Source organism: Kribbella sp. C-35 (assembly GCF_046549195.1).
Classification (GTDB): Bacteria; Actinomycetota; Actinomycetes; order Propionibacteriales; family Kribbellaceae; genus Kribbella.
In genome coordinates, this window is the sequence record NZ_JAJPWG010000001.1 from 1 (window position 1) to 22,723 (window position 22,723).

Here is a 22,723-nt window from a genome sequence, read left to right on the forward strand (position 1 = left end):
GGTTGCTCACGTGTTACTCACCCGTTCGCCGCTCGTGTACCCCCGAAGGGGCCTTACCGCTCGACTTGCATGTGTTAAGCACGCCGCCAGCGTTCGTCCTGAGCCAGGATCAAACTCTCCGTTGAAAAATATGACAAACCAGAAAACTGGCGAGTCGACACATCGAGTGATCCTTTGAATCAGAAACAAAACCATTACTGGCTATTGTTATCCGTATTAATTTCAAAGGAATCCGCGATAGACAACAAACAACCCCCACCAAAAACCCAGAAAGGTCCCTGGCAAGAAGTCATCCGAAGCCCATGCACGGGGTTACTTCAATTTCGGCATTGACTTTCGGCACGCTGTTGAGTTCTCAAGAATCGGACGCACACCGCAGCTTGACCTTTCGGCCAGGCTCCCGGGGCAACCTGCGTTACTTTACCGGACCAGATCCACCGAGTCAAGACCCGATTTTTCTGACCTTCCACCCGCTTCCAAGCTACCGCCCCGGATCAGACAACCCGGTTCGGCTCAGCTAGCCTTGGGGGGTTCGGAGCGGCCGGCCGCTTTCGCGTCCCGCGCTTCGCTCCAACAAGAAGAACATTACGTGGCCCGCAGGTGACCGGTCAAATCGGCTCCCGGTGGGCTGAATCACAGGCTTGTAATTTGCCTTCGGCAACCCGGTTGTGGGAGTGGAGCCCACTCCCACACCGCAGCCGTCAGCCCTGTGTCTGCGACGCCAGAACCCCTGCAAACGAACGCTTCCCACGGCGCAGCACCAGCACGCCGCCCGGCAGCAGGTCCTCCGCGGCCGGCACGTACTCCGCGTCCTTCACCTTCTCGTTGTTCAGGTACGCGCCACCTTCGGCGACCGTCCGCCGTGCGGCCGACTTACTCGCCACCAGGCCCGACTTCACCAGCAGGTCGCCGTACGTCGGCATCGGTTCGCCGGCGCCCAGCTCCACGTGCGGTGCTTCGCGTAGCGCTGCCACGAGTGTGGAGCCGTCCAGCGACCCCAGCTCCCCCTGGCCGAACAAGGCCTTCGAAGCCTCCTGCACCCGTCGAGTCTCGTCGGCACCGTGGACCAAGGTCGTCACGTCCTCAGCCAGCACCCGTTGCGCTTCTCGTGCCTGTGGCCGTTCCGCGGTCGCCTGATCGAGAGCAGCCATCTCCTCGGCCGTACGGAAGGTGTAGAACCGCACCAGCTGCATCACGTCGCGGTCGTCGCTGTTGAACCAGAACTGGTAGAAGGCGTACGGCGTCGTCAGCTCCCGGTCCAGCCACACCGTCCCGGACTCGGTCTTCCCGAACTTCGTCCCGTCCGCCTTGGTCACCAGTGGTGTCGCGAGTGCATGCGCTTTGCCGGTGTCGGCGCGACGGATGAGCTCGACACCCGCCGTCAGGTTCCCCCACTGGTCGCTGCCACCGGTCTGCAACGTGCAGTTGTGCCGCCGGTACAGCTCGAGGAAGTCCAGCGACTGCAGCAGCACGTAGCTGAACTCCGTGTAGCTGATCCCCTGCTCCAGCCGCGCCTTCACCACCTCGCGGCCGAGCATCCGGTTCACCGGGAAGTGCTTCCCGATGTCCCGCAGGAAGTCGAGCGTGTTGAGGTCCTTGGTCCAGTCGTAGTTGTTGACGATCCGGGCCGGGTTCGGCAGCGACTGGTCGAAGTCGACGAACTTCTCCACCTGGCCGCGGACCTTCTCGACCCACTCGTGGACGATGTCCTTCGGGTTCAGCACCCGCTCGGACGTCTCCTTGGGGTCACCGATCAATCCGGTGGCGCCGCCAACGAGCCCGATCGGGTTGTGGCCGGCCAGCTGGAGCCGCCGCAGCGTCAACAGCTGCAGCAGGTTGCCCATGTGCAAGCTGGGCGCGGTGGGGTCGAAGCCGACATACGAGGTGATCGGTCCCGCCGCCATCGAGGCCCGGAGGGCATCCGGATCGGTGGAGTGGGCGATCAGGCCACGGCTCTCCAGGTCGTCAAGCACCTGAGTGCGGCGTTCGGTCACTAGTTCTCTCCTCGAGTACGTCGGTCAGCACTAGTGTCCTGTACGGCGAGGTGGGGCGACTCAGGTGGGTTCGGGACGCGTCAGCACCGAGCGGAGCTGGGGACGGAGCGCGTGGCCGTCCGGTCCTTGCACTGTGACAGCAGTCGGCCGGTGTGGGTCGTGGGCACCAGGGTCCGGGTTGGGGACCGGCAGACCGTGTGACAGGACCTGCTCGGCCGGGGTGAGCTGGCGGATGCCGATGGCGAGCACGTGGTCCGGATGCGTCTGCGCGAAGTCGCCGTACAGCTGGGGGTCGTGCTGGCCGTCGTCGCCGACCAGCACCCAGCGCACGTTCGGGAACTCACGCGCCAGCCGGCGCAGGGCGGTCCGCTTGTGCTCCTGGCCGCTACGGAACCAGCCGGTGTTGGTCGGTCCCCAGTCCGTCATCAGCAACGGCCCCGGCGGGTACCCGTGCCGTGCGAGGAAGCGAGCCAGTGTCGGTGCGGTGTTCCACGCTCCAGTAGACAGGTAGAACATCGGCGCACCCGGGTGGTCCGCCAGCAACTCCTCGTACAGACCGGCCATGCCTGGTACGACGCGGCGCGCCTGTTCGTCGCGCACGAACGTGTTCCAGGCCGCGATCAACGGACGCGGCAGCATCGTCAGGATCACCGTGTCGTCGATGTCGCTGACGAGACCGAACGTGGCCTCCGGGTCCGGGACGAAGATCCGCGCCCGCGCCTGCCGGTCGCCGTGGACACCCAGCACGACCTCGTGCCAGCCCGGCGGCAGCACCACCGGCACGTTCAGGTCGATGAACCCGCCGCGATCGGTCACCGCGTCGAACGTCTGCCCGCTGACGGTGACCGTCACCGGCACCTTGGTCGCCGGCGCGGTCACGAACGCGCGCCAGCCCCGCATCACCTGGTCCTCGTCGTACCGCGGCTGGTTGCGGGGGTCGCGTCCGAGCACGACCCGGGCCAGCACCCGGACGAACTCGGTGTTGCCGTAACCGACCTGCGGGATGATCCGCTCCTGCCAGCCACGGCGCCGAAGCACCGTCGCAACCCCGACGTTGAACCAGTCCTCGAGACGGGACGAGTAGTGCGGACGGGCCATACCAGAAACCTACCCGCAGCACGGGCCGCTAGTCGTCCTCCCTCGCGGTCCGCGGACACCTTTGACCCGTCCTTCACGAACTGTCGGTCCTCTCCCCTACCGTCTCCCCATGACCGCTCTCGGAATGTGCTTCCCGCGTACCTACCCGGCTGCGCTCGTCACCGACGTGGCACGGCGGCTCGACCGTGGTGGGGCGGACGAGCTATGGATCATCGAGGACTGCTTCTTCACGGCCGGACCGTCGCTGGTGTCGGCTGCGCTGACGTCGACCGAGCAGCTGACCGTCGGGCTCGGGATCGTGCCGGCGGTCGTCCGCACAGCTGCGGTGACTGCGATGGAGTTCGCGACGCTGGAGGCGCTCGGGCCGGGGCGGTTCCTGCCCGGTATCGGTCATGGCGTTCAGTCGTGGATGGGCCAGATGGGGGTCCGGCCGAAGTCGCCGCTGACGGCGCTCGAGGAAGTGACCACCAGCGTCACCCGATTGCTCCGCGGCGAGGAGGTCAGCTTCGAAGGCAAGACGGTCTTCCTCGACAAGGTGAAGCTGGACGCGCCGCCGGCGGAAGTGCCGCCGATCCTGCTCGGTGTCCAGGGCCCGAAGTCGATGGCGCTCGCCGGGCGGGTCGCGGGCGGTGTCGTGCTGGCCGAGCCGGCGACCGCGCCGTACGTGCGTCAGTCGGTGGAGTACGCCGGATCGCCCGAGGGGTTCGTGGTCGCGGTGTTCGCGGCGATGTGCATTCGCGAAGACCGCAAGACGGCGTACGAGTGGACCGCGCCGTGGCTCGGGTGGCGGATCGGTGAGCGGCCGCCGCAGCTGACCGCGCTGCCGTTCTTCGACGAGATGAAGAAGCTGTACGACGCCTCGGGCGAGGCCGGCCTGGTGGGGATGCCGAGCGATTGGTGGACCGCTATCGGGGCGATCGGAACTCTCGACGACGCGGCCGCGCACATCGCCGGATTGGAGGCGGCCGGGGTGCACCACATCGGGCTGTTCCCGGATCCGGAGGTGGAGCACGGGTTGCCGCAGCTGGACTACGTGCTCGAGCTGGCGAACCGCTAGGGGGTGTCAGACGCCCCCTACGCGCGCGGAGGCGCGGCTTGGGCGCGTTTCTTCGGGACGTGGGGGCGGTACGGCGAGACGGTCGGGTCGTCGGGGATCCAGAAGCGCCAGGGGCGGTCGGCGGCCTCGCGCAGGCCGACGCGTGGGCCGGTGGCGGGTTCGCCGTCGAAGCCGGGGCCGTTGAGCAGCTCGACGGGTGAGTTCTTCGCCAGCAGGTCGGCGCCGTTGCCTTCACGTCCGATGCCGAGGGCAACACACAACCGAGCCGGCCCGCGCGCCAGATCGCGATCGGCTGGTTGGTTACGGCGGAGGCGAGCCAGTTCGATGCCTTCGAGCACCTCGCCGGCGCGGAGCAGGACAGCTGACGGCGTACCCTCCGGGCCGGCGACGACGTTCATGCAGAAGTGCATGCCGTAGGTGAAGTACACGTACAGGAAGCCGGCCGGGCCGAACATCACCGCGTTGCGGGGCGTTTGACCCCGATACGCGTGCGACCCCGGATCGTTCGGGCCGTCGTACGCCTCGACCTCGGTCAGCCGAACCGCGACCGTCCCCTCGGAGGTGGTACTGCGCAGCACCATGCCCAGCAACCGAGGCGCCACCTCCAGCACAGGTCCAGCCAGAAGTGAGCGCCGCATGCGCAGCACCTTAAGCGAGACGGGTGGCGTGTTCTGTGGCGCGGGTGCGGAGTTCGGTCAGTTGGGCTTCTACCTGAGGTTGGGCGGTACCGCCGCGGGTGTTGCGGGAGGCCAGTGACCCTTCGACCGTCAGGACCGAGCGGACCTCCGGCGTCAGATCCGGCGAGATGGCGGCCAGGTCCTCGTCGGTCAGGTCCCAGAGCTCGATGCCGCGCTTCTCGCACTCCTGGACGCAGGCGCCGGCCAGTTCGTGCGCGACCCGGAACGGCACCTTCTGCCGCACCAGCCACTCGGCGATGTCGGTCGCGAGCGAGAAGCCCTGCGGTGCCAGCTCCTCCAGACGGTCCGCGTTGAAGCGCAGCGTGTGGATCATCCCGGTGAACGCGGGCAGCAGCACCTCGAGGGTGTCGATGGAGTCGAAGACCGGCTCCTTGTCCTCCTGCAGGTCCCGGTTGTAGGCGAGCGGCTGCGCCTTCAGCGTCGCCAGCAGACCGCTCAGGTTCCCGATCAGCCGCCCGGCCTTGCCGCGAGCGAGCTCGGCGATGTCCGGGTTCTTCTTCTGCGGCATGATGCTCGACCCGGTCGAGAACGCGTCGTCCAGCTCGACGAACCCGAACTCCTTCGTCGCCCAGAGGATCACCTCTTCGGCCTGCCGGGACAGGTCGACGCCGATCTGCGCGGTGACGAACGCGAACTCCGCGACGAAGTCCCGCGACGACGTGCCGTCGATCGAGTTCGCCGACGAATTCGTGAAGCCCAGTTCATGAGCGACAAAGACCGGATCCAGCCCCAACGAGCTGCCGGCCAGCGCACCCGAGCCGTACGGCGAATCCTCGGCAACCCGAGCGTCCCAGTCGGCGAGCCGATCGAGGTCGCGGATCAACGGCCACGCGTGCGCGAGCAGATGATGCGACAGCAGAACCGGCTGCGCGTGCTGCAGGTGCGTCCGACCCGGCATCGCCACACCCAGATGCCGCTCGGCCTGATCCGCGAGCGTGTTGACCTGCTCCAGCAGCAACCGGCCGATGATCCGCCCGTGTTCGCGCAGGTAGCTCTTGAACAGCGTGGCGACTTGGTCGTTCCGCGACCGCCCCGCACGCAGCCGCCCACCCAGCTCGGCACCGAGCCGAACCAGCAGACCGTGCTCTAGGGCGGTGTGCACGTCCTCGTCCTCCGCAGCGGGGAGGAACTCTCCGGACAGTACGTCGGCCAGCAGCGCGTCGAGACCGGCCAGCATCGCGGCCAGGTCCTCGTCCGTCAGCAGACCCGCGCGGTGCAGCACCTTGGCGTGCGCCTTCGACCCGGCGATGTCGTACGGCGCCAGCCGCCAGTCGAAGTCCGTCGACTTGCTCAGCGCCGCCAGCGCATCGGCGGGACCGCCCGAGAACCGGGCTCCCCACAACGCCGAATCCCGGGCGCCGCTCTCTCCAGTACTCAAGACACTTCCTCTACTTCGGTTCGCGGGCGGCGAGGGACAGGAAACGGGCGGCGAGGGCTTCGCCGCCGGTGGGGTTACGGGAGACGACCATCACGGTGTCGTCGCCGGCGATGGTGCCGAGGACGTCGTCCAGCCCCACGTGGTCGATCGCCGACGCGAAGTACTGGGCCGCCCCCGGCGGGGTTCGCAGGATGACCAGGTTGGCGCTGCCCTCCGCCGACACGAGCAGCTCGGAGGCCACCCGCGCCAGCCGGGCCTCGAACGCAGCAGCCTCACCGGCACGCGGCGTACGGTCACCGCCTTCACCTGGTACGGCGTACACGAGCTGGCCGGACGAGTCGCGGACCTTCACCGCACCGATCTCGACCAGATCCCGGGACAGCGTCGCCTGCCCGACCACCAGACCGGACGCGGCGAGCAGATCAGCCAGCTCGGTCTGCGACCGCACCGGCTGCCGCCCGAGCAGGTCCACGATCCGCTGCTGGCGGGCCGTCTTGGTCGTAGGAACCGCGATACTCACGACGAGAAACTCCTTGCCAACAGCCACGACAGCAGCGCCTTCTGCGCGTGCAGCCGGTTCTCGGCCTCGTCCCAGACGACCGACTGCGGTCCGTCGATCACGGCCGCCTCGATCTCCTTGCCACGATAGGCGGGCAGGCAGTGCAGGACGATCGCATCCGGCTTCGCCTTGCCGAGCAGTTGCTCCGTCACGGCGTACGGCACGAACGGCGCCTCACGGTCGGACGCCTCGGACTCCTGTCCCATCGACACCCAGGTGTCGGTGGCAACGACATCGGCACCGTCGACGGCCGCGATCGCATCCTCCGCCCAGGCGACCGATCCGCCGGTCGTCTCGGCGATGACCGCGGCGCGCACCAGCACGTCCGGGTCTGGCTGGTAGTCCGCCGGTGACCCGATGACGACATGCATGCCGGCGGTCGCGCCGCCCAGCAGGTAGGAGTGCGCCATGTTGTTGGCGCCGTCGCCGAGGTACACCAGCTTCAGCCCGGCCGTCGACCCCTTGTGCTGCCGCACGGTCTGCAGGTCCGCGAGGATCTGGCACGGGTGGAACTCGTCGGTCAGCGCGTTCACGACCGGCACCGACGACGCGGCCGCCATCTCCTCGATCCGCGCCTGCCCGAACGTCCGCCACACGATCGCCGCGACCTGCCGGTCCAGCACCCGTGCGGTGTCCGCGATCGGCTCGCCGCGACCGAGCTGCGAGGTCTGCGCGTCGATGACCAGCGGTACGCCGCCCAGCTCCGAGATCCCGACCGCGAACGAGATCCGCGTCCGCGTCGACGTCTTGTCGAAGATCACCGCGACGGTCTTCGGCCCCTCGAGCGGCTTGTGCCCGTGCCGGTCCCCCGCCAACTGCGCGGCGAGAGTCAGTACTTCGTCCTGCTCGACGGGCGACAGGTCGTCGTCCCGCAAGAAGTGCCTGACCATCAGACCTCCACCCGATCGAGCAGCCCCGGAAGGGCCGCGACGAAACTGTCCGCATCAGCCTTGCTGAGGATGTACGGCGGTGCCAGCCGCAACGCGTTCGGAACCGGATTGTTCACCACGAACCCGGCCTCCAGCGCCAGCGCCGCGACCTGGTCCGACACCGGCTTGGTCAACTGGATCGCGAGCAGCAGCCCGCGACCGCGGACGCCCGCGATCAGCGGGTGGTCGAGCGCGATGATCGACGACGCGAGGTGGTTGCCGACGGCATTCACCTGGGCGAGCAGGCCGTCCCGCTCGATCACGGTCAGCACCGCCAGCCCGGCGATCGCCGCGACCGGGTTGCCGCCGAATGTGGTCCCGTGGTTCCCCGGCTGCAGCAGGTCCGCGGCCGCGCCGAGACCGATGCACGCACCAATCGGGATGCCGGCCCCGAGCCCCTTCGCGACGGTCACCAGGTCCGGCGTGATCCCATCGACCTCGTACGCGAACCAGGTCCCGGTCCGGCCGATCCCGGTCTGGATCTCGTCGATCCACAGCAGCGCGCCGTGCTCGGACGTGATCCGCCGGGCTGCCTGCAGGTATCCGGCCGGCGGTACGACGACGCCGTTCTCGCCCTGGATCGGCTCGAGCACCACGGCCGCGGTCTGGTCGTCGACCGCCGCGGCCAGCGCCTCTGCGTCGCCGTACGGGACGAACTCGACGTCACCTGGCAGTGGCGCGAAGGCCTCCCGGTACGCCGGCTTCCAGGTGATCGCGAGCGCGCCCATCGAGCGCCCGTGGAAGGCGCCGACGGTGGAGACGATCTTGGTCCGGCCGGTGCGCCGGGTGATCTTGAACGCGGCCTCGTTCGCCTCGGTGCCGGAGTTCGTGAAGAACACCTTGCCGGGGACGTCGAAGAGGCCGAGCAGCTTCTCGGCGAGCGCGATCTGCGGCGCGGAGGCGAAGAAGTTCGAGACGTGGCCGAGGGTGGCGAGCTGCGACGTCACCGCGGACACCACGAACGGGTGCGCGTGCCCGAGACAATTCACCGCGAGCCCGCCGAGCAGGTCGAGGTACTTGTTGCCGTCGGCATCCCACAGGTACGCGCCCTCGCCGCGGACCAGCACCCGTTTCGGCGCGCCGAACGTGTTCATCAGCGCACCCGTGTAGCGCTCGGTGAGCGCAGCCTGCGTGCCGTCGACGGTCAGCAGTTCACTCATGACGGGATCACCTGGGTTCCAACTCCGGCGTCAGTGAAGATTTCGAGTAGCAGCGAGTGCGGCACGCGGCCGTCGATGACAGTGGCTCGGGAGACACCGGATTCGACCGCGCGCAGGCAGGCTTCCATCTTCGGCACCATGCCGGACGCCAGCGACGGCAGCAACTCCGCGAGCTCATCGGTGTCGATCTGGGTGATGATCTCGTCGCTGTCCGGCCAGTTCCGGTACAGCCCGGCGACGTCGGTCAGTACGACGAGCTTCTCCGCACCGAGCGCGCTCGCCAGCGCCGCGGCCGCGGTGTCCGCGTTCACGTTGTGCGCCAACCCGTCCTCGTCCGGCGCGATCGTCGACACCACCGGGATCCGGCCCGCGTCGATCAGGTCGACCACCGCCTCAGGCCGCACCTCGACCACGTCGCCGACCAGCCCGATGTCGACCTGCTCGCCGTCGACCAGCGCCGTACGGCGTTCCGCGGTGAACAGGCCCGCGTCCTCACCGGACATCCCGACCGCGAACGGGCCGTGCGCGTTCAGCAGCCCGACCAGCTCCCGGCCCACCTTGCCGACCAGCACCATGCCGACGACGTCCATCGCCTCGGGCGTGGTGACGCGGAGCCCGCCGCGGAACTCGCTGTCGATACCGAGCCGGCCGAGCATGTCGCTGATCTGCGGTCCGCCGCCGTGCACGACGACGACGCGCACCCCGGCGTACCGGAGGAAGACGATGTCCTCAGCAAACGCTCTCTTGAGTTTCTCGTCGACCATCGCGTTCCCGCCGTACTTCACCACGACGGTCTTCCCGTGGAACTGCTTCAGCCACGGCAACGCTTCGGTCAGTACGGCGGCCTTCTCGACCGCTTCCGGGAAGATCATGACGAGTACGCCGAGTTCTCTTCGACGTACGCGTGCGAGAGGTCCGTGGTGAGGACGGTCGCCGACGCCGGGCCTGCGTGCAGGTCGATCACCACGTCGATCTCGAGGCCGCTGAGGTCCGCCTCGGAGCGGTCGACGCCCTTGCCGCCGGCGACACAGACGGCAGCGCCGTTCAGCGTGATGTCGAGCAGCGACGGGTCGAACGCGGTCGGGGCGTTGCCGACCGCCATCGCGATCCGGCCCCAGTTCGGGTCGGCGGCGAAGAACGCGGTCTTGCACAGGTTGTCCTCGGCAACGATCTTGGCGGCGGCCAGCGCCTCCGCCTCGGTCGCGGCGCCCTGCACCGTGATGCTCACGTGCTTGGTAACGCCCTCGGCGTCGGCCTGCAACTGCTTCACCAGGTCAGCAGCCAGGGCCGTGAGGGCCGTCTCGAACGCCTCGGGGGTGACCGTGACGCCGGACGCGCCCGAGCTGAGCAGCAGGACGGTGTCGTTGGTCGACGTACCGCCGTCGACGTCGAGCCGGTTGAAGGTCTTGCCGACCGCGTTCCGCAGCGCGTGGTCGAGGTGCGGCTGGTCGAGCACGGCGTCGGTGGTGATCACGCTGAGCATCGTGGCCATGTTCGGCGCGCACATCCCGGCGCCTTTCGCGAACCCGCCGATGCTCCAGCCGTCCTGGTGCTTGAGCGCAGCCTGCTTCGGCACGTTGTCGGTCGTCATCACCGCGGTCGCCGCGGACAGTCCGGCGGCGGCATCGTCGCCCAGCGCTGCGACGGCTTTGTCGATTCCAGGGATCAAAACGTCCATAGGAAGTCGTTCGCCGATCAGGCCGGTCGAGCAGACCCCGATCTCAGCTGCCCCGACGCCGAGCACCTCGGCCAGTTTCTCGGCGGTCTTGTGGGTGTCCTGGAAGCCCTCCGGTCCGGTGCAGGCGTTCGCGCCGCCGGAGTTGAGGACGACGGCCTTCAGCTTGCCGGCGGTCAGGACCTGCTGCGACCAGAGCACCGGCGCGGCCTTCACCTTGTTCGTGGTGAAGACACCGGCGGCGACGTCGGCAGGGCCTTCGTTGACCACGACGGTGAGGTCCGGCGTACCGGCTGGTTTGATCCCGGCGATCACCCCGGCCGCGCGGAAGCCGGCCGGCGCGGTGACCCCGGCGCTCCGATCGACTTGGGTAGCTGGGGTAACTGCGACGGTCACGGGGCTACTCCTACGAGGGGCAGGGCCAGGGTCTCGTCGAGACCGGTGGCCAGGTTCATGCACTGCACGGCGGCGCCGGCGGTGCCCTTGGTGAGGTTGTCCATCGCGGCCACGACGACGGCGCGGCCGGTGCGCTGGTCCAGGGCGATCTGCAACTGCACAGTGTTCGCGCCGAGGGTGGCCTGCGTCTGCGGCCATTGCCCCTCGGGCAGCAGGTGGATGAACGGCTCGTCGGCGTACGCGTCCTCGTAAGCCTTCCGGAGCGCGGCGTAGTCGGTGCCGTCGGCAACCGGTGCGCTGCAGGTCGCGAGGATGCCGCGAGCCATCGGCGCGAGCACCGGCGTGAACGAGACGCTCACCGGCCCGTCGGCGTACGGCGTGAGGTTCTGCTCGATCTCCGGCGTATGGCGATGCACGCCGCCGACGCCGTACGCCGAGGCGGATCCCATCACCTCCGCGCCGAGCAGATGCGCCTTCGGGGCCTTGCCCGCGCCCGACGTACCGCTGACGGCGACAACCACCAGCTGGGTGGCGTCGACGAGCCCGTTCTGTACGGCGGGGAGCAGTGCCAGCGTGGAGACGGTGGGATAACAGCCCGGCACGGCGACCCGGTTCGACCCGCGGAGCTTGTCCCGTTGACCCGGGAGCTCAGGGAGTCCGTACGGCCACGCGCCGGCGTGCTCGCCGCCGTAGAACTCGACCCACACCTCGGCCTCGGTCAGCCGGAAGTCCGCGCCGCAGTCGATCACGGTGACGTCATCTCCGAGCTGCTCGGCAATGACGGCGGACTGTCCGTGCGGCAGGGCCAGGAACACCACGTCGTGACCGGCGAGGTTCTCCGCCGTGGTCTCGACCAGGATGCGCCCGGCCAGCGGCACGAGGTGCGGGTGGTGCACGCCGAGCGCCGTACCGGCGTTCCCGCCGGCGGTCAGCGCGCCGATCTCCACCTCTGGGTGGCTACTCAGCAACCGGAGCAGCTCGCCCCCCGCATACCCACTGGCACCGGCCACCGCCACCGTCACACTCATGTGAATGAGTATGCCACGCCCCGGATGAATATCCAATCCCTCCCCATCGTCCTCGTACCCCAAATCCAACTTTGAGAACCCACCAACCACTTTTCCGCCCGTTTCATGGTTGGTGGGTTCTCAAAGTTGAGGCTGGCGGGGTGTGAGTGGTGGAGTGGGGTATGGACTACACCGAAGCGATGGCGCGCGAGTTCGCCGAGCACCGGTCCGTCCTGGTCGGAGCGGCGTACCGGGTTGTCGGCAGTGTGAGCGATGCCGAGGACGTGGTCCAGGAGGCGTGGTTGCGCTGGTCCGCCATCGATCACGACGACATCCGCGACCCGCGGGCGTACCTGATCCGCATCACCACGCGACTGGCGCTGAACCGGTTGCGCGAGCAGAAGTCCCGGCGGGAGCAGTACGTCGGCCCGTGGCTGCCGGAGCCGCTGGCGACCGACGACGACCCGGCGGCCGCGGTCGAGCTCGCGGACTCGGTCAGCATGGCGATGCTCGTCGTCCTTGAGACGCTCTCGCCGCTCGAACGCGCCACGTTCGTCCTCCGCGAGGTCTTCGATCTGCCGTACGACGAGATCGCGGACACCCTCGGCCGGTCCGAGGCCGCCGTCCGGCAGCTCGCGCATCGGGCCCGCGGGCATGTGCACGCGCGGCAGCCGCGGCATCACGTCGACAAGGCGCGCCACGACGAACTGACGATGCGGTTCATGCAGGCGGCCGGGTCCGGCGACTTCGACCAGGTGGTCGCGCTGCTCGCGCCGGACGCCGTACTGATCAGCGACGGCGGCGGGAAGAAGAAGGCCGCGCTCCGGCCGATCCACGGCGCGGAGAAGATCGCCCGCTGGCTGTTCGCCGTGATCGCGGAGAACCCGACCTTCGAGATCCGGATGGGAACGCTGAACGGAGAGGTCGCGTACATCGCGTACGACGGCGACACGCCGGACACGGTCGCGTTCCTCGAGACCACCGACGGCCTGATCAGCGATCTGTACCTGATCCGGAACCCGGACAAGCTCGGGCGGGTCAGCTGATCGAGCCGTAAGCTATCTGCAACTCAGTCGCAGATGGAGGTGCGGTGAAATACCTGGTGACGGAACCCGAGGAGGCGCTCGGGCCGGGGTTGCGGGCGGATCTGCTGGACACCTGGGTGGCGGCGACGAACGCGGGCGGCGCGGTCGGGTACACCGCGCCGGCGCCGGTCGAGCAGATCGCGGAGAACCTCGACGGCGCCCTCGGCCGGGTCGCGGCGGGGGTCGATCTGCTCGGCGTGCTCCACAACGGTGAGCGGTACGTCGGGATGGGCATGCTGGTGAGCCGCGGCAGCGGGCTGCAGGCGCACTGGCGGACGGTGCTGCGGGTGATGGTTCATCCGGAGTGCCAGGGCACCGGCGCCGGCCGGATCCTGATGGAGGGCCTGCGCGGGTCGGCCGTCGACCTCGGCCTTGAGCAACTGCAACTCACCATCCGCAGCCGCCTAGGCCTGGAGAAGTTCTACGGCCCCCTCGGCTACCGCGTAGTCGGCGCCCACCCCCGCGCGATCCGTGTCGCCGCCGACGACTACCGCGACGAGATCATGCTCGTGCTGGACCTCTAACCAACTTTGGGCCCTCACCAACCATTTTCGAGGCGCAGAAATGGTTGGTGGGGGCCCAAAGTGTGGTGGAAGTGGTTGGTGGGGGCTCAAGGTCACTTGCGGGTGCGAGCGAGGACTACGAGGGTGGCGCCCAGGGCGGCGAGGAGCGTGCCGAGGGTGAGGATGATGGCCGGCGGGCCGCCGGTCGGCGGGAGTTCGGCGCGGTTGAGGGTGCGCGGGTTGTCGGTGGGCTCGGCGCCGACGGTGAACTTGACCGGTGCGGTGGCCGTCTCGCCGGTCTCGTCGGTCCGCTCGTAGGTGACCTTCGCGGTCCCGGTGAAGGCGGCGACCGGCTTGAGCGTGACGGTGCCGTCGGTGCCGACCGACCAGGTGCCCGCGCCGTTCGTGACGCTCTTCGCGCAGGTGCCGTCCGGCGTACGCAGGCAGACCGAGCTCGGCTTGATCGTGCCGCTGTCGTTGAGCAGCGGGTTCACCGCGACCGGGTTGCCCGGCGTACCGGTCGCCGTATCGGGCGCCGCCTTCGCGAGCAACGGTCCTGCGACCGCGACGTCGAGAAGCGCGGTGTCCGACGTACCGTTCACGTCGGTGACGCGGTAGACCAGCGCCCGCGTCGTACCGACGAAGTCCTTCGCCGGCGTGAACGTGACCGAGGTGCCGACCACGAACGTGCCCTCGTGCGGCACCGTCACGGACTTCTTCTCGACCCCGTCCGCAGGATCCCGCAGTACGACGGAACTCGGGCGGAGCGGCGCCGACGGGTCGCCGGCCTTGTCGTTGGCCAGCACGTTCACGTCGACCGCCGTACCGAAGGCCGTCTCCGCGCTGTCGTCGGTGACGACCGGCCGCACCGGATCGACCGTCACGGTGATGGTCGCGCGGGCGGAGTTCTGGTTGCTGTCCTTGACGTCGTACGCCGCCGGTCGCGCGGTGCCCGTGAACGTCGCCTCCGGGGTGAACGTGACCTTGCCGCTCGCAACGACATACGTGCCCTGCCCGGTGATGATGACCCGGTCGACCAGTGCACCGCCAGGACCGACCAGCAGCACCGAATCCGGGTCGAGCGTCGCGCCGGGCCCAGGTTTGTCGTTGGCAAGCGGGTCGATCGTCACCGGGACGTGCTGATTCGTCCGCGCCTCGTCCGGTACGGCGACCGGACGCGCCTGCACCGTGACCGTCAGCGAACCGGACCCGATCGTGCCGTTGCGGTCGGCAACCTGATACCCGACCGGAACCGCCACCCCGGCGAACCCGTCCACCGGCGCGAACCGGATCGCGCCGGACGGCTGCACCGTGAACGTCCCCTCCCCCGGCACAGCTAGCACTGCTAGCGGATCGCCGTTGACCGGATCGATCAGCCGTACCCCGCCCAGTGGCGCGCTCACATCACCTGGCTTGTCGTTCGCCAGCACATCGACCGTGACCGCAGTCTCGTACGGCGTGGTTGCCACGTCGTCCTTGATCACCGGAACGACCGTCGCAACCGTCACCGTGACCGAAGCGCTCGCCTTGTTCCCGGTGGTGTCACTGACCCGGTACGCGACCGACACGACCCCGCGGTACGCCGGCGCCGGATCGAACGTGATCTTCCCGGCCTTCACGGTGAACACGCCCTGCCCCGGAATCACCGCCTTCGGTCCCCACGTCCCGCCGTACACCTGCACCGACGCCGGATCGAGCTGGGCGCCAGTTCCCGGCTCGTCGTTCGCCAGCGGATCGACGGTGACGGTCACGTTCTGCTTGGTTCCGATCGGATCCGCGACCGCCTTCGGTCCCTTGCCGACCGTCAACAGCAGCAGGCCTTCCGCGGTCGTCCCGTTGGCGTCGGCGATCCGGTACGTCGTCGGCGTCGTGACGCCCTGGAATCCCTTGGCCGGCGTGAACTTGACCGCGCCATAGGCATCAACCGCAAAAACCCCTTCACCGGCACGCGTCATCGTCTTGCCGTAGTGACCGGCCGCGTCCTTCACCACCACGCTCGCCGGCTTCAGCGGCGCCGACGCGTCACCGGGCGTGTCGTTCGCCGGCACGTTCACCGTGATCGCATGCCCGTACGGCGTGATCGCCGAGTCGTTGACCGCGACCGGGTTGACCGGTGTCGCGGTCATGCTCAAGGTCGAGGTCGCGTAGTTGCCGTCCGAATCGGCGACCCGATAGCTGACCGGCGTCGCCTTGCCCCGGAACGCCGGCAGCGGGTCGAACTCGATCGAACCGGTCGGCAGCACCGTGTACGTGCCCTGATGCGGCACCGTCACCTTCTTGGATGACCCGTTCAGCCCGACCGATCCCCGCACCAGAGCTGCATCGGTGCCCGGCCGGTCGTTGGACAGCACGTTCACCGTCACGGTCACGTTCTGCAGCGTCGAGGCGTTGTCGGCGATCGCGACCGGCGGCTGGCCGACGGTGACCGTCAACCGAGCGCTCGTCTTCGTCCCGTTGGAGTCGGCCACCTGGTACGTCAACGGCGTACCAGGACCGCGGAACGTCGCTCCCGGTTCCGCGCGAACCGCTCCCCCGGCCGCCGTGTAGACACCCTCGTTCGGGATTCGCACCGTTGCCTTCAGTACCCCGTCGGCCGGATCTACGAGCCGCAGACTGCCCGGCACCAGCTGCGCCGTGGGGTCCCCGGGCTTGTCGTTCGCGAGCACCGGCACCGTGAGGCTCTTGCCGTACGGCGTCCGCGCGGTGTCGTCGGCCGCGACCGGGGTGATCGGCGTGATCGTGACCGTGATCGTCGACCGCGCCGTCTGACCGAACAGGTCGGCGATCCGGTACGTCACCTTGGTCGCCGTACCGGTGAAGCCCGGCAGCGGGTCGACGATGACCGAGCCGTCCGGGTTGACCTGGTAGTCGGCCTGCCCCGGGATCTTCACGACATTCTTCAGCGAACCATCGGCCGGATCTACGAGCGTCAGGCTGTGCGGATCGAGCGCCGTACCGAGGCCTGCCTTGTCGTTGGTGAGCGGCGTCACGCGAAGCGGGAGGTTCTGTTTGCCGCCAGCGGTGTCGGGAACAGCCGTCGGAGCTGGCGGCTTGGCGACCGTGACGGTCAGCGTTGCCGTGGCCGTCGTACCGTTCACATCCGAGACGCGGTACGTGACCGGCGTCGCGGGGCCGGTGAACTTGGGCAGCGGGTCGACCTCGACCTTCCCGTCCGCCGTCGTCGTGTACTTCGCCTGCCCCGGAATCACGAGGGTCGCAGTCGGCAGCTTCGTGGTCGGGTCGATCATCCGCACGGTGCTCGGAACCAGCGGCACCGACGGGTCGCCGGCCGTGTCGTTCGCCAGCACCGGCACGCTGACGTTCGTGTCGTACGCCGTACCCGTGGTGTCGTCGGACGCGTCGGGCTGCACCTTCGTCACCCGCGCGGTCAACGTCGACTTCCCGATCGCATCGTTGCTGTCAGCAACCTGATAGCCGACCGCGGTCGCGTTTCCACTGAACGTCGGCAGCGGCTCGAACAGCACCCTGCCGTCCGCCTTCACCGAGTACTTGCCCTGGCCCGCGATGACGAGCGACAGCACGGGCTGCGTAGGCGTCAGCAGGCGCACGCTACCGGGCCTCAGCGCGGCGCCCGTCGGCCCCGGCTTGTCGTTGGCGAGGACCGCGGCCACCACGGAACGGCCCTGCAACGTGGTGATCGTGTCCGGGTTCGCGACAGGTGGCCCGGGTGCGGCGACGGAGACGGTCAGGTCGGCGCGCGCCGCCGTACCGTTCTTGTCGAGCACCTGATACGTCACCGGCGTACCGACTCCGGTGAAGCCGTGCAGCGGCTGGAAGGTCACCTGCCCGTCGGCGACCAAGTACGTGCCTTGCCGGGCGATGGTCAGCTTGTCGACGAGCTTCTTGCTGACCGGGTCGACGAGGTGCAACGTGGCGGGCACGAGCGGCGCGTCCGGCGATCCCGGAAGGTCGTTGTCGAGCACGGGTACGACGAGGTCGGTGTCGAACGCGGTCGAGACCGAGTCACCGTTGGCGGTCGGCGTCACCGGCGTGACGGTGACGGCGAGCGTGGACTCGGCGGTCTGGTGGGTGGTGTCGGTGACGCGGTAGCCGATCGACGTACCGACGCCGGTGAACTGCGGTTTCGGCACGAAGTCCACGCCGCCGTCGGGCTTCACGACGTACTCGCCCTCGCCCGCGATCACGACCTTCTTCTTGAACGCGGCGTCGGCCGGATCACGCAGTACGACGGAACCGGGCACGAGCTGCACGCCCGCGGCCGCGTGGTCGTTGGCGAGCGGCTTGACGGCGACGCTGACGTTCTGCGGCGTGGTCGCCGTGTCGGGGGTCGCCACCGGACGATCCGGGAGGGACACGGTGAGGGTCAGCTTGGCGGTGGCGGCCGTACCGTTGCTGTCGGCAACGCGATAAACAACCGGCTTGGCCGGACCGACGAAGCCAGGCACCGGCTCGACGCGGACGGTGCCGTCGGGCTTGGCGACGTACTTCGCCTGGCCGACCACGTTCACCATCTGCACGCATTTGCCGCCGTCGACGAGACAGAGGGTCGCCGGCGCGAGCGGCGTCCTCGGGTCGCCCGGCTTGTCGTTGCCGAGCACCGGTACGACGACTGCCGTGTTGAACCCGGTCGTCGCGGCGTCGTCGGTCAGGACCGGCGGTGGCGGCGGCGTGATCGCGAACGGGTAGTCCTCGACCTCGCCGGCATCGGTCGCACCGGTCGGCTTCTCGATCTGAGCATCGGTGTACCCAACCCGCACCCGCGCGTACGACGCTCCCGCCTTCGGGGCGAGCTCAGCCCAGCGCAGTGTGACTGTTGTCTGCTTGGCCGCGAACGGGGTGCAGGCCCGCTCGCCCGAGTCGAAGGTTCCGTTGCCGTTGACGTCGATCCACGCACACGCCCGCCCGGCCTTCGACGTACCGGCGAGCTGCAGGTCGGCCGTGTACGTCGTCTGATTGGTGCGAAGCGGTTTGAAGACGACACCGTCATCGGCCTGATCCGGTGTGGCCGGGCCGGTCGTGCCGTTCGCGACGCCGGCGTTGTCCTCGGTGACATCCTTACCGAGCTGTACGTCGCTCAGCACCGACCACGCCGCGCCGTACGACGCCGGTGCGTCACCGAAGTCCTCAGGGACGGACGCGACGATCGAGAACGCGTCGCCGGACGAGCCGTTGTTCAACGCGGGCAGCTTCGGATGCTTGGTGAACAACGCTGACACGTCGAAGCTGACCTTGGTGACCACGCCGTTCACGCGGACCGATCCGCAGGCAGCGGTTGCGGACGTGTCGAGGCCGGACGGGGACTTGGTGTTCACGCAGTTCGGGCCGGTGTCGTGGCTGGCGGCGGTGACCGTGTCGCTGGTGACCGCGAGATTGTTGCCTGGACCGAGCTTCGTGAGGCTGAGGCCGGCGGTGGTGAGCTTCAGGACCGAGTGCAGTTCGGACTGCGCGGTCGTCCGGCCGTTCACGGTCCGGGTGACGGATCCGCCGAGACCACCGAGGTGCAGAACCGGGTTGCGGACGGGCTGGGAGAACGCGATCGTGACCGTGCCGCGGTCGCCGCAGCCGCCGGTGGACGCGCAGTCGCCGGTGTTCACCACCACGTCCTGCGCCGGAGCGTCCTTGCCGATCGCGGGCTGGTAGGTGGTCGGCGCGACGGTGCGGAAACCGGCCGTCGTCGGGTCGCCTAGCTCGGTCAGCCCGCTCGCGGTGATCGTCTGCCTTAGCCCTGAGCCGGGCATCACGGTGGTCGCGCTGTCTGTGAAGGGTGCCGTTGGCACCTGGTAGGCGGTCGCGGTGATGGTGCTCAGGCTGAAGAGGCCGGTGGCAAGAAGAATGGCCCCCGGTCGGGTTGCCCGCATGTGTCCCGCCCTCCCGAGCAATTCAGGTACATTGCTGCGGCCGCGTGGCGGGCGGGCCTGCGTAGACGTTAACGGTCCGCGCAGACCCAATGTTACGGGACAATCACTCTCCGAGGTCGTAGATCAGGACCTTGCCGACGCTGTGTCGTCGTACGGCGAATTGGTCGAGCGCCGGTGACACGGGTCCGTTGCGGGTGTCGGCGTACAGCCAGCGAACGCCGTACTCGTCGCGCAGCCTCCGCAGCACCTCGGGGGTCGGTGCGGTGAGGGCCTGATCGGCGAGGGCGACGCGGTCCGGCCACGGCGACGGCTGCTCGGTGTAGCGGCGGCCGCCGTCGCCTTGCTTGGCCATCGCCTGGTTCGTGTACGCCCAGCCCTCGAGCAGTGTGCGGCGGCCGGCGATCCCACTGACCAGGTACCCGCGGGCGTCGCATCCTGGCGCGGGCGGGCCCGCCGGACGGCACCAGGTGTTTGTCGCCACCACATCGGTCGGTGCGGAGTTCTGCCCGAGCCAGAGCGCAGCCTCGGCCTCGTCCGGGTACACCCACCAACGCGCGGCCCGGTACGTCGGCGCTTTCTCGGTGTCACCCCGTATGGCGCTCTGTAGGAAGGAGCTGATCGGCGCGGTCGAGAGCAGCACCAGTACGACGAACATGCCGCCGCCGGCTTGTCGCAACGTGAGGCGCCATACGAGCAGGAGGAAGAGCGTGATCCCGAGGACGACGAGCAACATCCGGGTGCTCAACCACAGCTGGCGTCCGGTCGAGGCCGCCGGCACACCACGAGCCCAGACGATCAGACCGGCGTACCCGATCGACAGGACGAAGGCAGCGATTGCGATGGGGACCGGGCGACCAGAGGCGCGCGCACTGGTTGCTGCGAACCAGCCGGCTCCGGCCAGGCTGAACGGTGCCGCGGTGTAGACGAAGTACGACTCGCTCACCGACGGGTGGTCGACCAGCAGGTAGCCGGCCCAGCCCGCGATCATCGCGCCGAGCAGGAACCACGCGACCGGGTCTTTCCGGCCCACGACGCCGAATCCGGCCCAGGACATCGCCTGCAGCGTCAGCAGCAGCCCGAGCAGCAGACTGAGCGTTCCGATCACTTCGCCGTGCGCCAGCGCCGGCAGGATCAGTCCGCCGTCGCCCGGCTGCGTCTTGTCGCCAGTGGCCGCGGTGTACACGGGCAGCGACTTCAGTACGGCGAGGAACTGCAGCCGCGACCCACTGGTGCTGCCAGCCACCGTCAGAAAAGTGATCGCCCCGACGACGAGCAGGACGGCCGTCGCACCGATCAAACGCCACGGCACCCGACGCGTCGTCACGAGGAGGTAGAGCGCGGCAAGCCCCACCCCACCCACCAGCAAAGGCAGCACCGTCGGCTTCGCCCCACCGCCCACACCAGCCACGGCCACCGCCACAACCCAGCCCCACAACTCCTTACGTCCGAAGAGGGCAGTCCTTCGGAAGAGGAGGTCGATGAGGAGGGTGGCGGCTGTGACGGCGGCGACCAGGCCGAACGTCTGCGACGGACTTAGGAGGCTGACCGGAGGTGCCAGGTTCACACTCGTGTCGACCAGTAGGAACAGCTGCGGCGCAGCCAGCGCGAGTGCGGCGAGTACGCCGGTCCACCAGGTGCGGCTGACGACGCGGGCGAGTGTTGCGCAGACGAGCAGCGAAACGACCAGCCACGGCAGGACCCAGAGGCGGAACAGTACGACCATCGGAGTGAGCCGCGTGACGTCGACGGCCGCGGCCATGTCGGCGTTCGCGAACCAGTGGTACTCGAGCCGCTCGTTGACGACCTGCGGAATCTCGGGCGGCACCGTGCGGGTCAACTCCTGCACCATCGACAGGTGGTACAGGAGGTCGGGGTAGTAGGCCTCGCCGTACGGCGGCATCGGGTGGTACGCCATCACGCCGAAGGTGGCTGCCCCGACCATGACCGCCGCGGACACCGCCAACCCGACCGTCCATGCGACCGGCAGCGGTCTGGGCTCAGCGATCCGGAAGTACTGCCGACCGATCAGAGCGAAGCCGATCAGGACGAGCGCCGGCCACACGATCAACCAGCGCTGCCAGCCGAGTGCGGTGAAGATCGCCCAGCCGATCAACTGCCAGGTCGCACCGACGACCGACCCGAGTCCGAGATCCTCAGCCCAGTTGCCGGTACTGCGCCACACGGCCCGCAGCAGCAACGTACCGGGCAGCGCGATCGCTCCGGCGAAATAGACGGCGTACTTGACGAGGGGACCGACTCCGACGTCGCCGAGCGCTATGAACCCACCGACCGCCACCAGAATCGGCAGCAGCCACGGGGCAGCCCGCTTCATCTCTTGGACTGAGTGCTCTCGTGAATGGGCTCCTGGTGCCCGTGGTCCGTGAGGCTGTCGTAGCCGACGAGGAACTGCGGTCTGCGCTGGCTCGACTGGAACAAGCGGGCGACGTACTCACCCAGCAGGCCCAGGCACAACAACTGGATCGCGCCGATCACGCTGACCGCGAGGACCGTCGACGTCCAGCCGGGGATGCTCCGGCCGGTCAGCTTGATCACGAGCGCACCGACCACGAACAGCCCGGACATCCCGCCGCCGAGCAGGCCGAGCCAGGTCGCCAGCCGCAGCGGGGCGGCCGAGAACGCGGTCACGCTGTCGAACGCGAGCCGGACCATCTTGGAGACGCTGTACTTCGTCGTACCGGCGGCCCGCTCCGCCCGGACGTACTTGACCTCGGCGCTCGGGAAGCCGAGCCACGGGATCACCAGGCGGAAAACCCGGCCGTCGTCGGGGAGCGCGTTCACCGCGTCCACCACCCGGCGGGTCACCAGCCGGAAGTCGGCCGCGTCGAACGGGATGTTCTTGCCGACCAGGCGGCACATCAAGCGGTAGTACAGCCGAGCCGACGTACGTTTCGCCCAGGAATCGCTCGAGCGGTCGGAGCGTACGCCGTACACAACGTCGACGTCTTGCTCGCGGACGGCCTGCAGGAACTCGGCGATGACCTCCGGCGGATCCTGCAGGTCGGCGTCGATCGTGACGACGTACTGGCCGCGGGCGCGGCGGAAGCCGGCCGACTGCGCGGCCTGATGACCGCTGTTGCGGAGCAGGCGGACGACCCGGAGCTGCGGCCAGTCCTTGGCGGCGTCGAGGAGCAGCGCCGCGGTCCGGTCCCGGCTGCCGTCGTCGACGACCAGCAGTTCGTAGCTGATCCCCAGGCCGTCGAGCAGCGGGTGCATCCGCTCGAAGAACATCGGCAGCACCTCCTCCTCGTCGTACATCGGTACGACGACGGAGAGCTCGGGGTGGGTGTCCCGCATTAGCTGCCTTTCGGATCCTGGTGGCCTGA

The 22,723-nt window shown here is 68.7% G+C and carries 16 protein-coding genes and 1 rRNA gene; 3 read left to right on the plus strand and 14 right to left on the minus strand.

Features of this window, described 5'->3' with window-relative positions:
- The 3 genes from ACLJOO_RS00005 to ACLJOO_RS00015 all read right to left on the minus strand — a co-directional run.
- A 16S ribosomal RNA gene (locus ACLJOO_RS00005) occupies nt 1-125 on the minus strand; the annotation flags it as partial.
- A gap of 576 nt (nt 126-701) precedes the next feature.
- Nucleotides 702-1,994, minus strand: a complete 1,293-nt coding sequence (gene tyrS, locus ACLJOO_RS00010; protein ID WP_410784655.1) for a tyrosine--tRNA ligase — start codon at nt 1,992-1,994, stop codon at nt 702-704.
- A 60-nt stretch (nt 1,995-2,054) separates the two neighbouring features.
- Nucleotides 2,055-3,092: an App1 family protein gene (locus ACLJOO_RS00015; protein ID WP_410784656.1), complete on the minus strand. Its 1,038-nt coding sequence runs from the start codon at nt 3,090-3,092 to the stop codon at nt 2,055-2,057.
- A 109-nt stretch (nt 3,093-3,201) separates the two neighbouring features.
- Between ACLJOO_RS00015 and ACLJOO_RS00020 the strand changes: the two genes are divergently transcribed.
- The gene (locus tag ACLJOO_RS00020; protein ID WP_410784657.1) at nt 3,202-4,149 is read left to right on the plus strand and encodes an LLM class flavin-dependent oxidoreductase; all 948 of its coding nucleotides are present in this window, start codon (nt 3,202-3,204) and stop codon (nt 4,147-4,149) included.
- 17 nt (nt 4,150-4,166) lie between these two features.
- On the opposite strand, the gene ACLJOO_RS00025 is transcribed toward ACLJOO_RS00020, so the two are convergent.
- From ACLJOO_RS00025 to argC, 8 genes are read right to left on the minus strand one after another with little or no spacing between them, the layout of a single operon-like run.
- Entirely contained in the window at nt 4,167-4,787 is a 621-nt protein-coding gene (locus ACLJOO_RS00025) for a DNA-3-methyladenine glycosylase (RefSeq protein ID WP_410784658.1), read from the minus strand.
- 10 nt (nt 4,788-4,797) lie between these two features.
- Entirely contained in the window at nt 4,798-6,225 is a 1,428-nt protein-coding gene (gene argH / locus ACLJOO_RS00030; protein ID WP_410784659.1) for an argininosuccinate lyase, read from the minus strand.
- Nucleotides 6,226-6,235: 10 nt separating this feature from the next.
- Nucleotides 6,236-6,745, minus strand: coding sequence for an arginine repressor (locus ACLJOO_RS00035; protein ID WP_131296260.1), 510 nt, complete (start codon nt 6,743-6,745; stop codon nt 6,236-6,238).
- Entirely contained in the window at nt 6,742-7,674 is a 933-nt protein-coding gene (argF, locus tag ACLJOO_RS00040) for an ornithine carbamoyltransferase (RefSeq protein WP_410784660.1), read from the minus strand. The genes ACLJOO_RS00035 and argF overlap by 4 nt, the downstream gene beginning before the upstream one ends.
- Nucleotides 7,674-8,873, minus strand: a complete 1,200-nt coding sequence (locus ACLJOO_RS00045) for an acetylornithine transaminase (protein WP_410784661.1) — start codon at nt 8,871-8,873, stop codon at nt 7,674-7,676. Before ACLJOO_RS00045 ends, argF begins: the two co-directional genes overlap by 1 nt.
- A complete protein-coding gene (gene argB / locus ACLJOO_RS00050; RefSeq protein WP_410784662.1) occupies nt 8,870-9,745 on the minus strand; it encodes an acetylglutamate kinase in 876 nt (291 codons plus the stop codon). Before argB ends, ACLJOO_RS00045 begins: the two co-directional genes overlap by 4 nt.
- Complete coding sequence (gene argJ, locus ACLJOO_RS00055; RefSeq protein ID WP_410784663.1) at nt 9,742-10,944, minus strand: bifunctional glutamate N-acetyltransferase/amino-acid acetyltransferase ArgJ; 1,203 nt, start codon at nt 10,942-10,944, stop codon at nt 9,742-9,744. Before argJ ends, argB begins: the two co-directional genes overlap by 4 nt.
- Entirely contained in the window at nt 10,941-11,972 is a 1,032-nt protein-coding gene (gene argC, locus ACLJOO_RS00060) for an N-acetyl-gamma-glutamyl-phosphate reductase (RefSeq protein ID WP_410784664.1), read from the minus strand. Before argC ends, argJ begins: the two co-directional genes overlap by 4 nt.
- Before the next feature lie 161 nt (nt 11,973-12,133).
- On the opposite strand from argC, the gene ACLJOO_RS00065 reads away from it, so the two are divergent.
- Nucleotides 12,134-12,997 (plus strand): RNA polymerase sigma-70 factor, encoded by an 864-nt coding sequence (locus ACLJOO_RS00065; protein ID WP_410784665.1) that lies wholly within the window; start codon nt 12,134-12,136, stop codon nt 12,995-12,997.
- Between the two features lie 44 nt (nt 12,998-13,041).
- On the plus strand, nt 13,042-13,560 hold the full coding sequence (locus ACLJOO_RS00070) for a GNAT family N-acetyltransferase (RefSeq protein WP_410784666.1): 519 nt from the start codon (nt 13,042-13,044) through the stop codon (nt 13,558-13,560).
- Nucleotides 13,561-13,652: 92 nt separating this feature from the next.
- On the opposite strand, the gene ACLJOO_RS00075 is transcribed toward ACLJOO_RS00070, so the two are convergent.
- From ACLJOO_RS00075 to ACLJOO_RS00085, 3 genes are all read right to left on the minus strand, one after another.
- On the minus strand, nt 13,653-19,379 hold the full coding sequence (locus ACLJOO_RS00075) for an Ig-like domain-containing protein (protein ID WP_410784667.1): 5,727 nt from the start codon (nt 19,377-19,379) through the stop codon (nt 13,653-13,655).
- A gap of 103 nt (nt 19,380-19,482) precedes the next feature.
- Nucleotides 19,483-21,711, minus strand: coding sequence for a hypothetical protein (locus ACLJOO_RS00080; protein WP_410784668.1), 2,229 nt, complete (start codon nt 21,709-21,711; stop codon nt 19,483-19,485).
- Nucleotides 21,708-22,694 carry a glycosyltransferase family 2 protein gene (locus ACLJOO_RS00085; RefSeq protein WP_410784669.1) on the minus strand — a complete coding sequence of 329 codons (987 nt, stop codon included), beginning with the start codon at nt 22,692-22,694 and terminating at the stop codon, nt 21,708-21,710. Before ACLJOO_RS00085 ends, ACLJOO_RS00080 begins: the two co-directional genes overlap by 4 nt.
- Nucleotides 22,695-22,723 lie beyond the last annotated feature (29 nt).

Excerpts from the sequence above, each read along its gene's own strand:
- ACLJOO_RS00025 (WP_410784658.1), bottom strand. The coding sequence starts at position 4,787 with ATGCGGCGCTCACTTCTGGCTGGACCTGTGCTGGAGGTGGCGCCTCGG.
- ACLJOO_RS00015 (WP_410784656.1), bottom strand. The coding sequence starts at position 3,092 with ATGGCCCGTCCGCACTACTCGTCCCGTCTCGAGGACTGGTTCAACGTC.
- argB (WP_410784662.1), bottom strand. The coding sequence starts at position 9,745 with ATGATCTTCCCGGAAGCGGTCGAGAAGGCCGCCGTACTGACCGAAGCG.
- ACLJOO_RS00045 (WP_410784661.1), bottom strand. The coding sequence starts at position 8,873 with ATGAGTGAACTGCTGACCGTCGACGGCACGCAGGCTGCGCTCACCGAG.
- ACLJOO_RS00085 (WP_410784669.1), bottom strand. The coding sequence starts at position 22,694 with ATGCGGGACACCCACCCCGAGCTCTCCGTCGTCGTACCGATGTACGAC.
- ACLJOO_RS00075 (WP_410784667.1), bottom strand. The coding sequence starts at position 19,379 with ATGCGGGCAACCCGACCGGGGGCCATTCTTCTTGCCACCGGCCTCTTC.
- ACLJOO_RS00020 (WP_410784657.1), top strand. The coding sequence starts at position 3,202 with ATGACCGCTCTCGGAATGTGCTTCCCGCGTACCTACCCGGCTGCGCTC.
- argF (WP_410784660.1), bottom strand. The coding sequence starts at position 7,674 with ATGGTCAGGCACTTCTTGCGGGACGACGACCTGTCGCCCGTCGAGCAG.
- ACLJOO_RS00080 (WP_410784668.1), bottom strand. The coding sequence starts at position 21,711 with ATGAAGCGGGCTGCCCCGTGGCTGCTGCCGATTCTGGTGGCGGTCGGT.
- argC (WP_410784664.1), bottom strand. The coding sequence starts at position 11,972 with ATGAGTGTGACGGTGGCGGTGGCCGGTGCCAGTGGGTATGCGGGGGGC.
- ACLJOO_RS00065 (WP_410784665.1), top strand. The coding sequence starts at position 12,134 with ATGGACTACACCGAAGCGATGGCGCGCGAGTTCGCCGAGCACCGGTCC.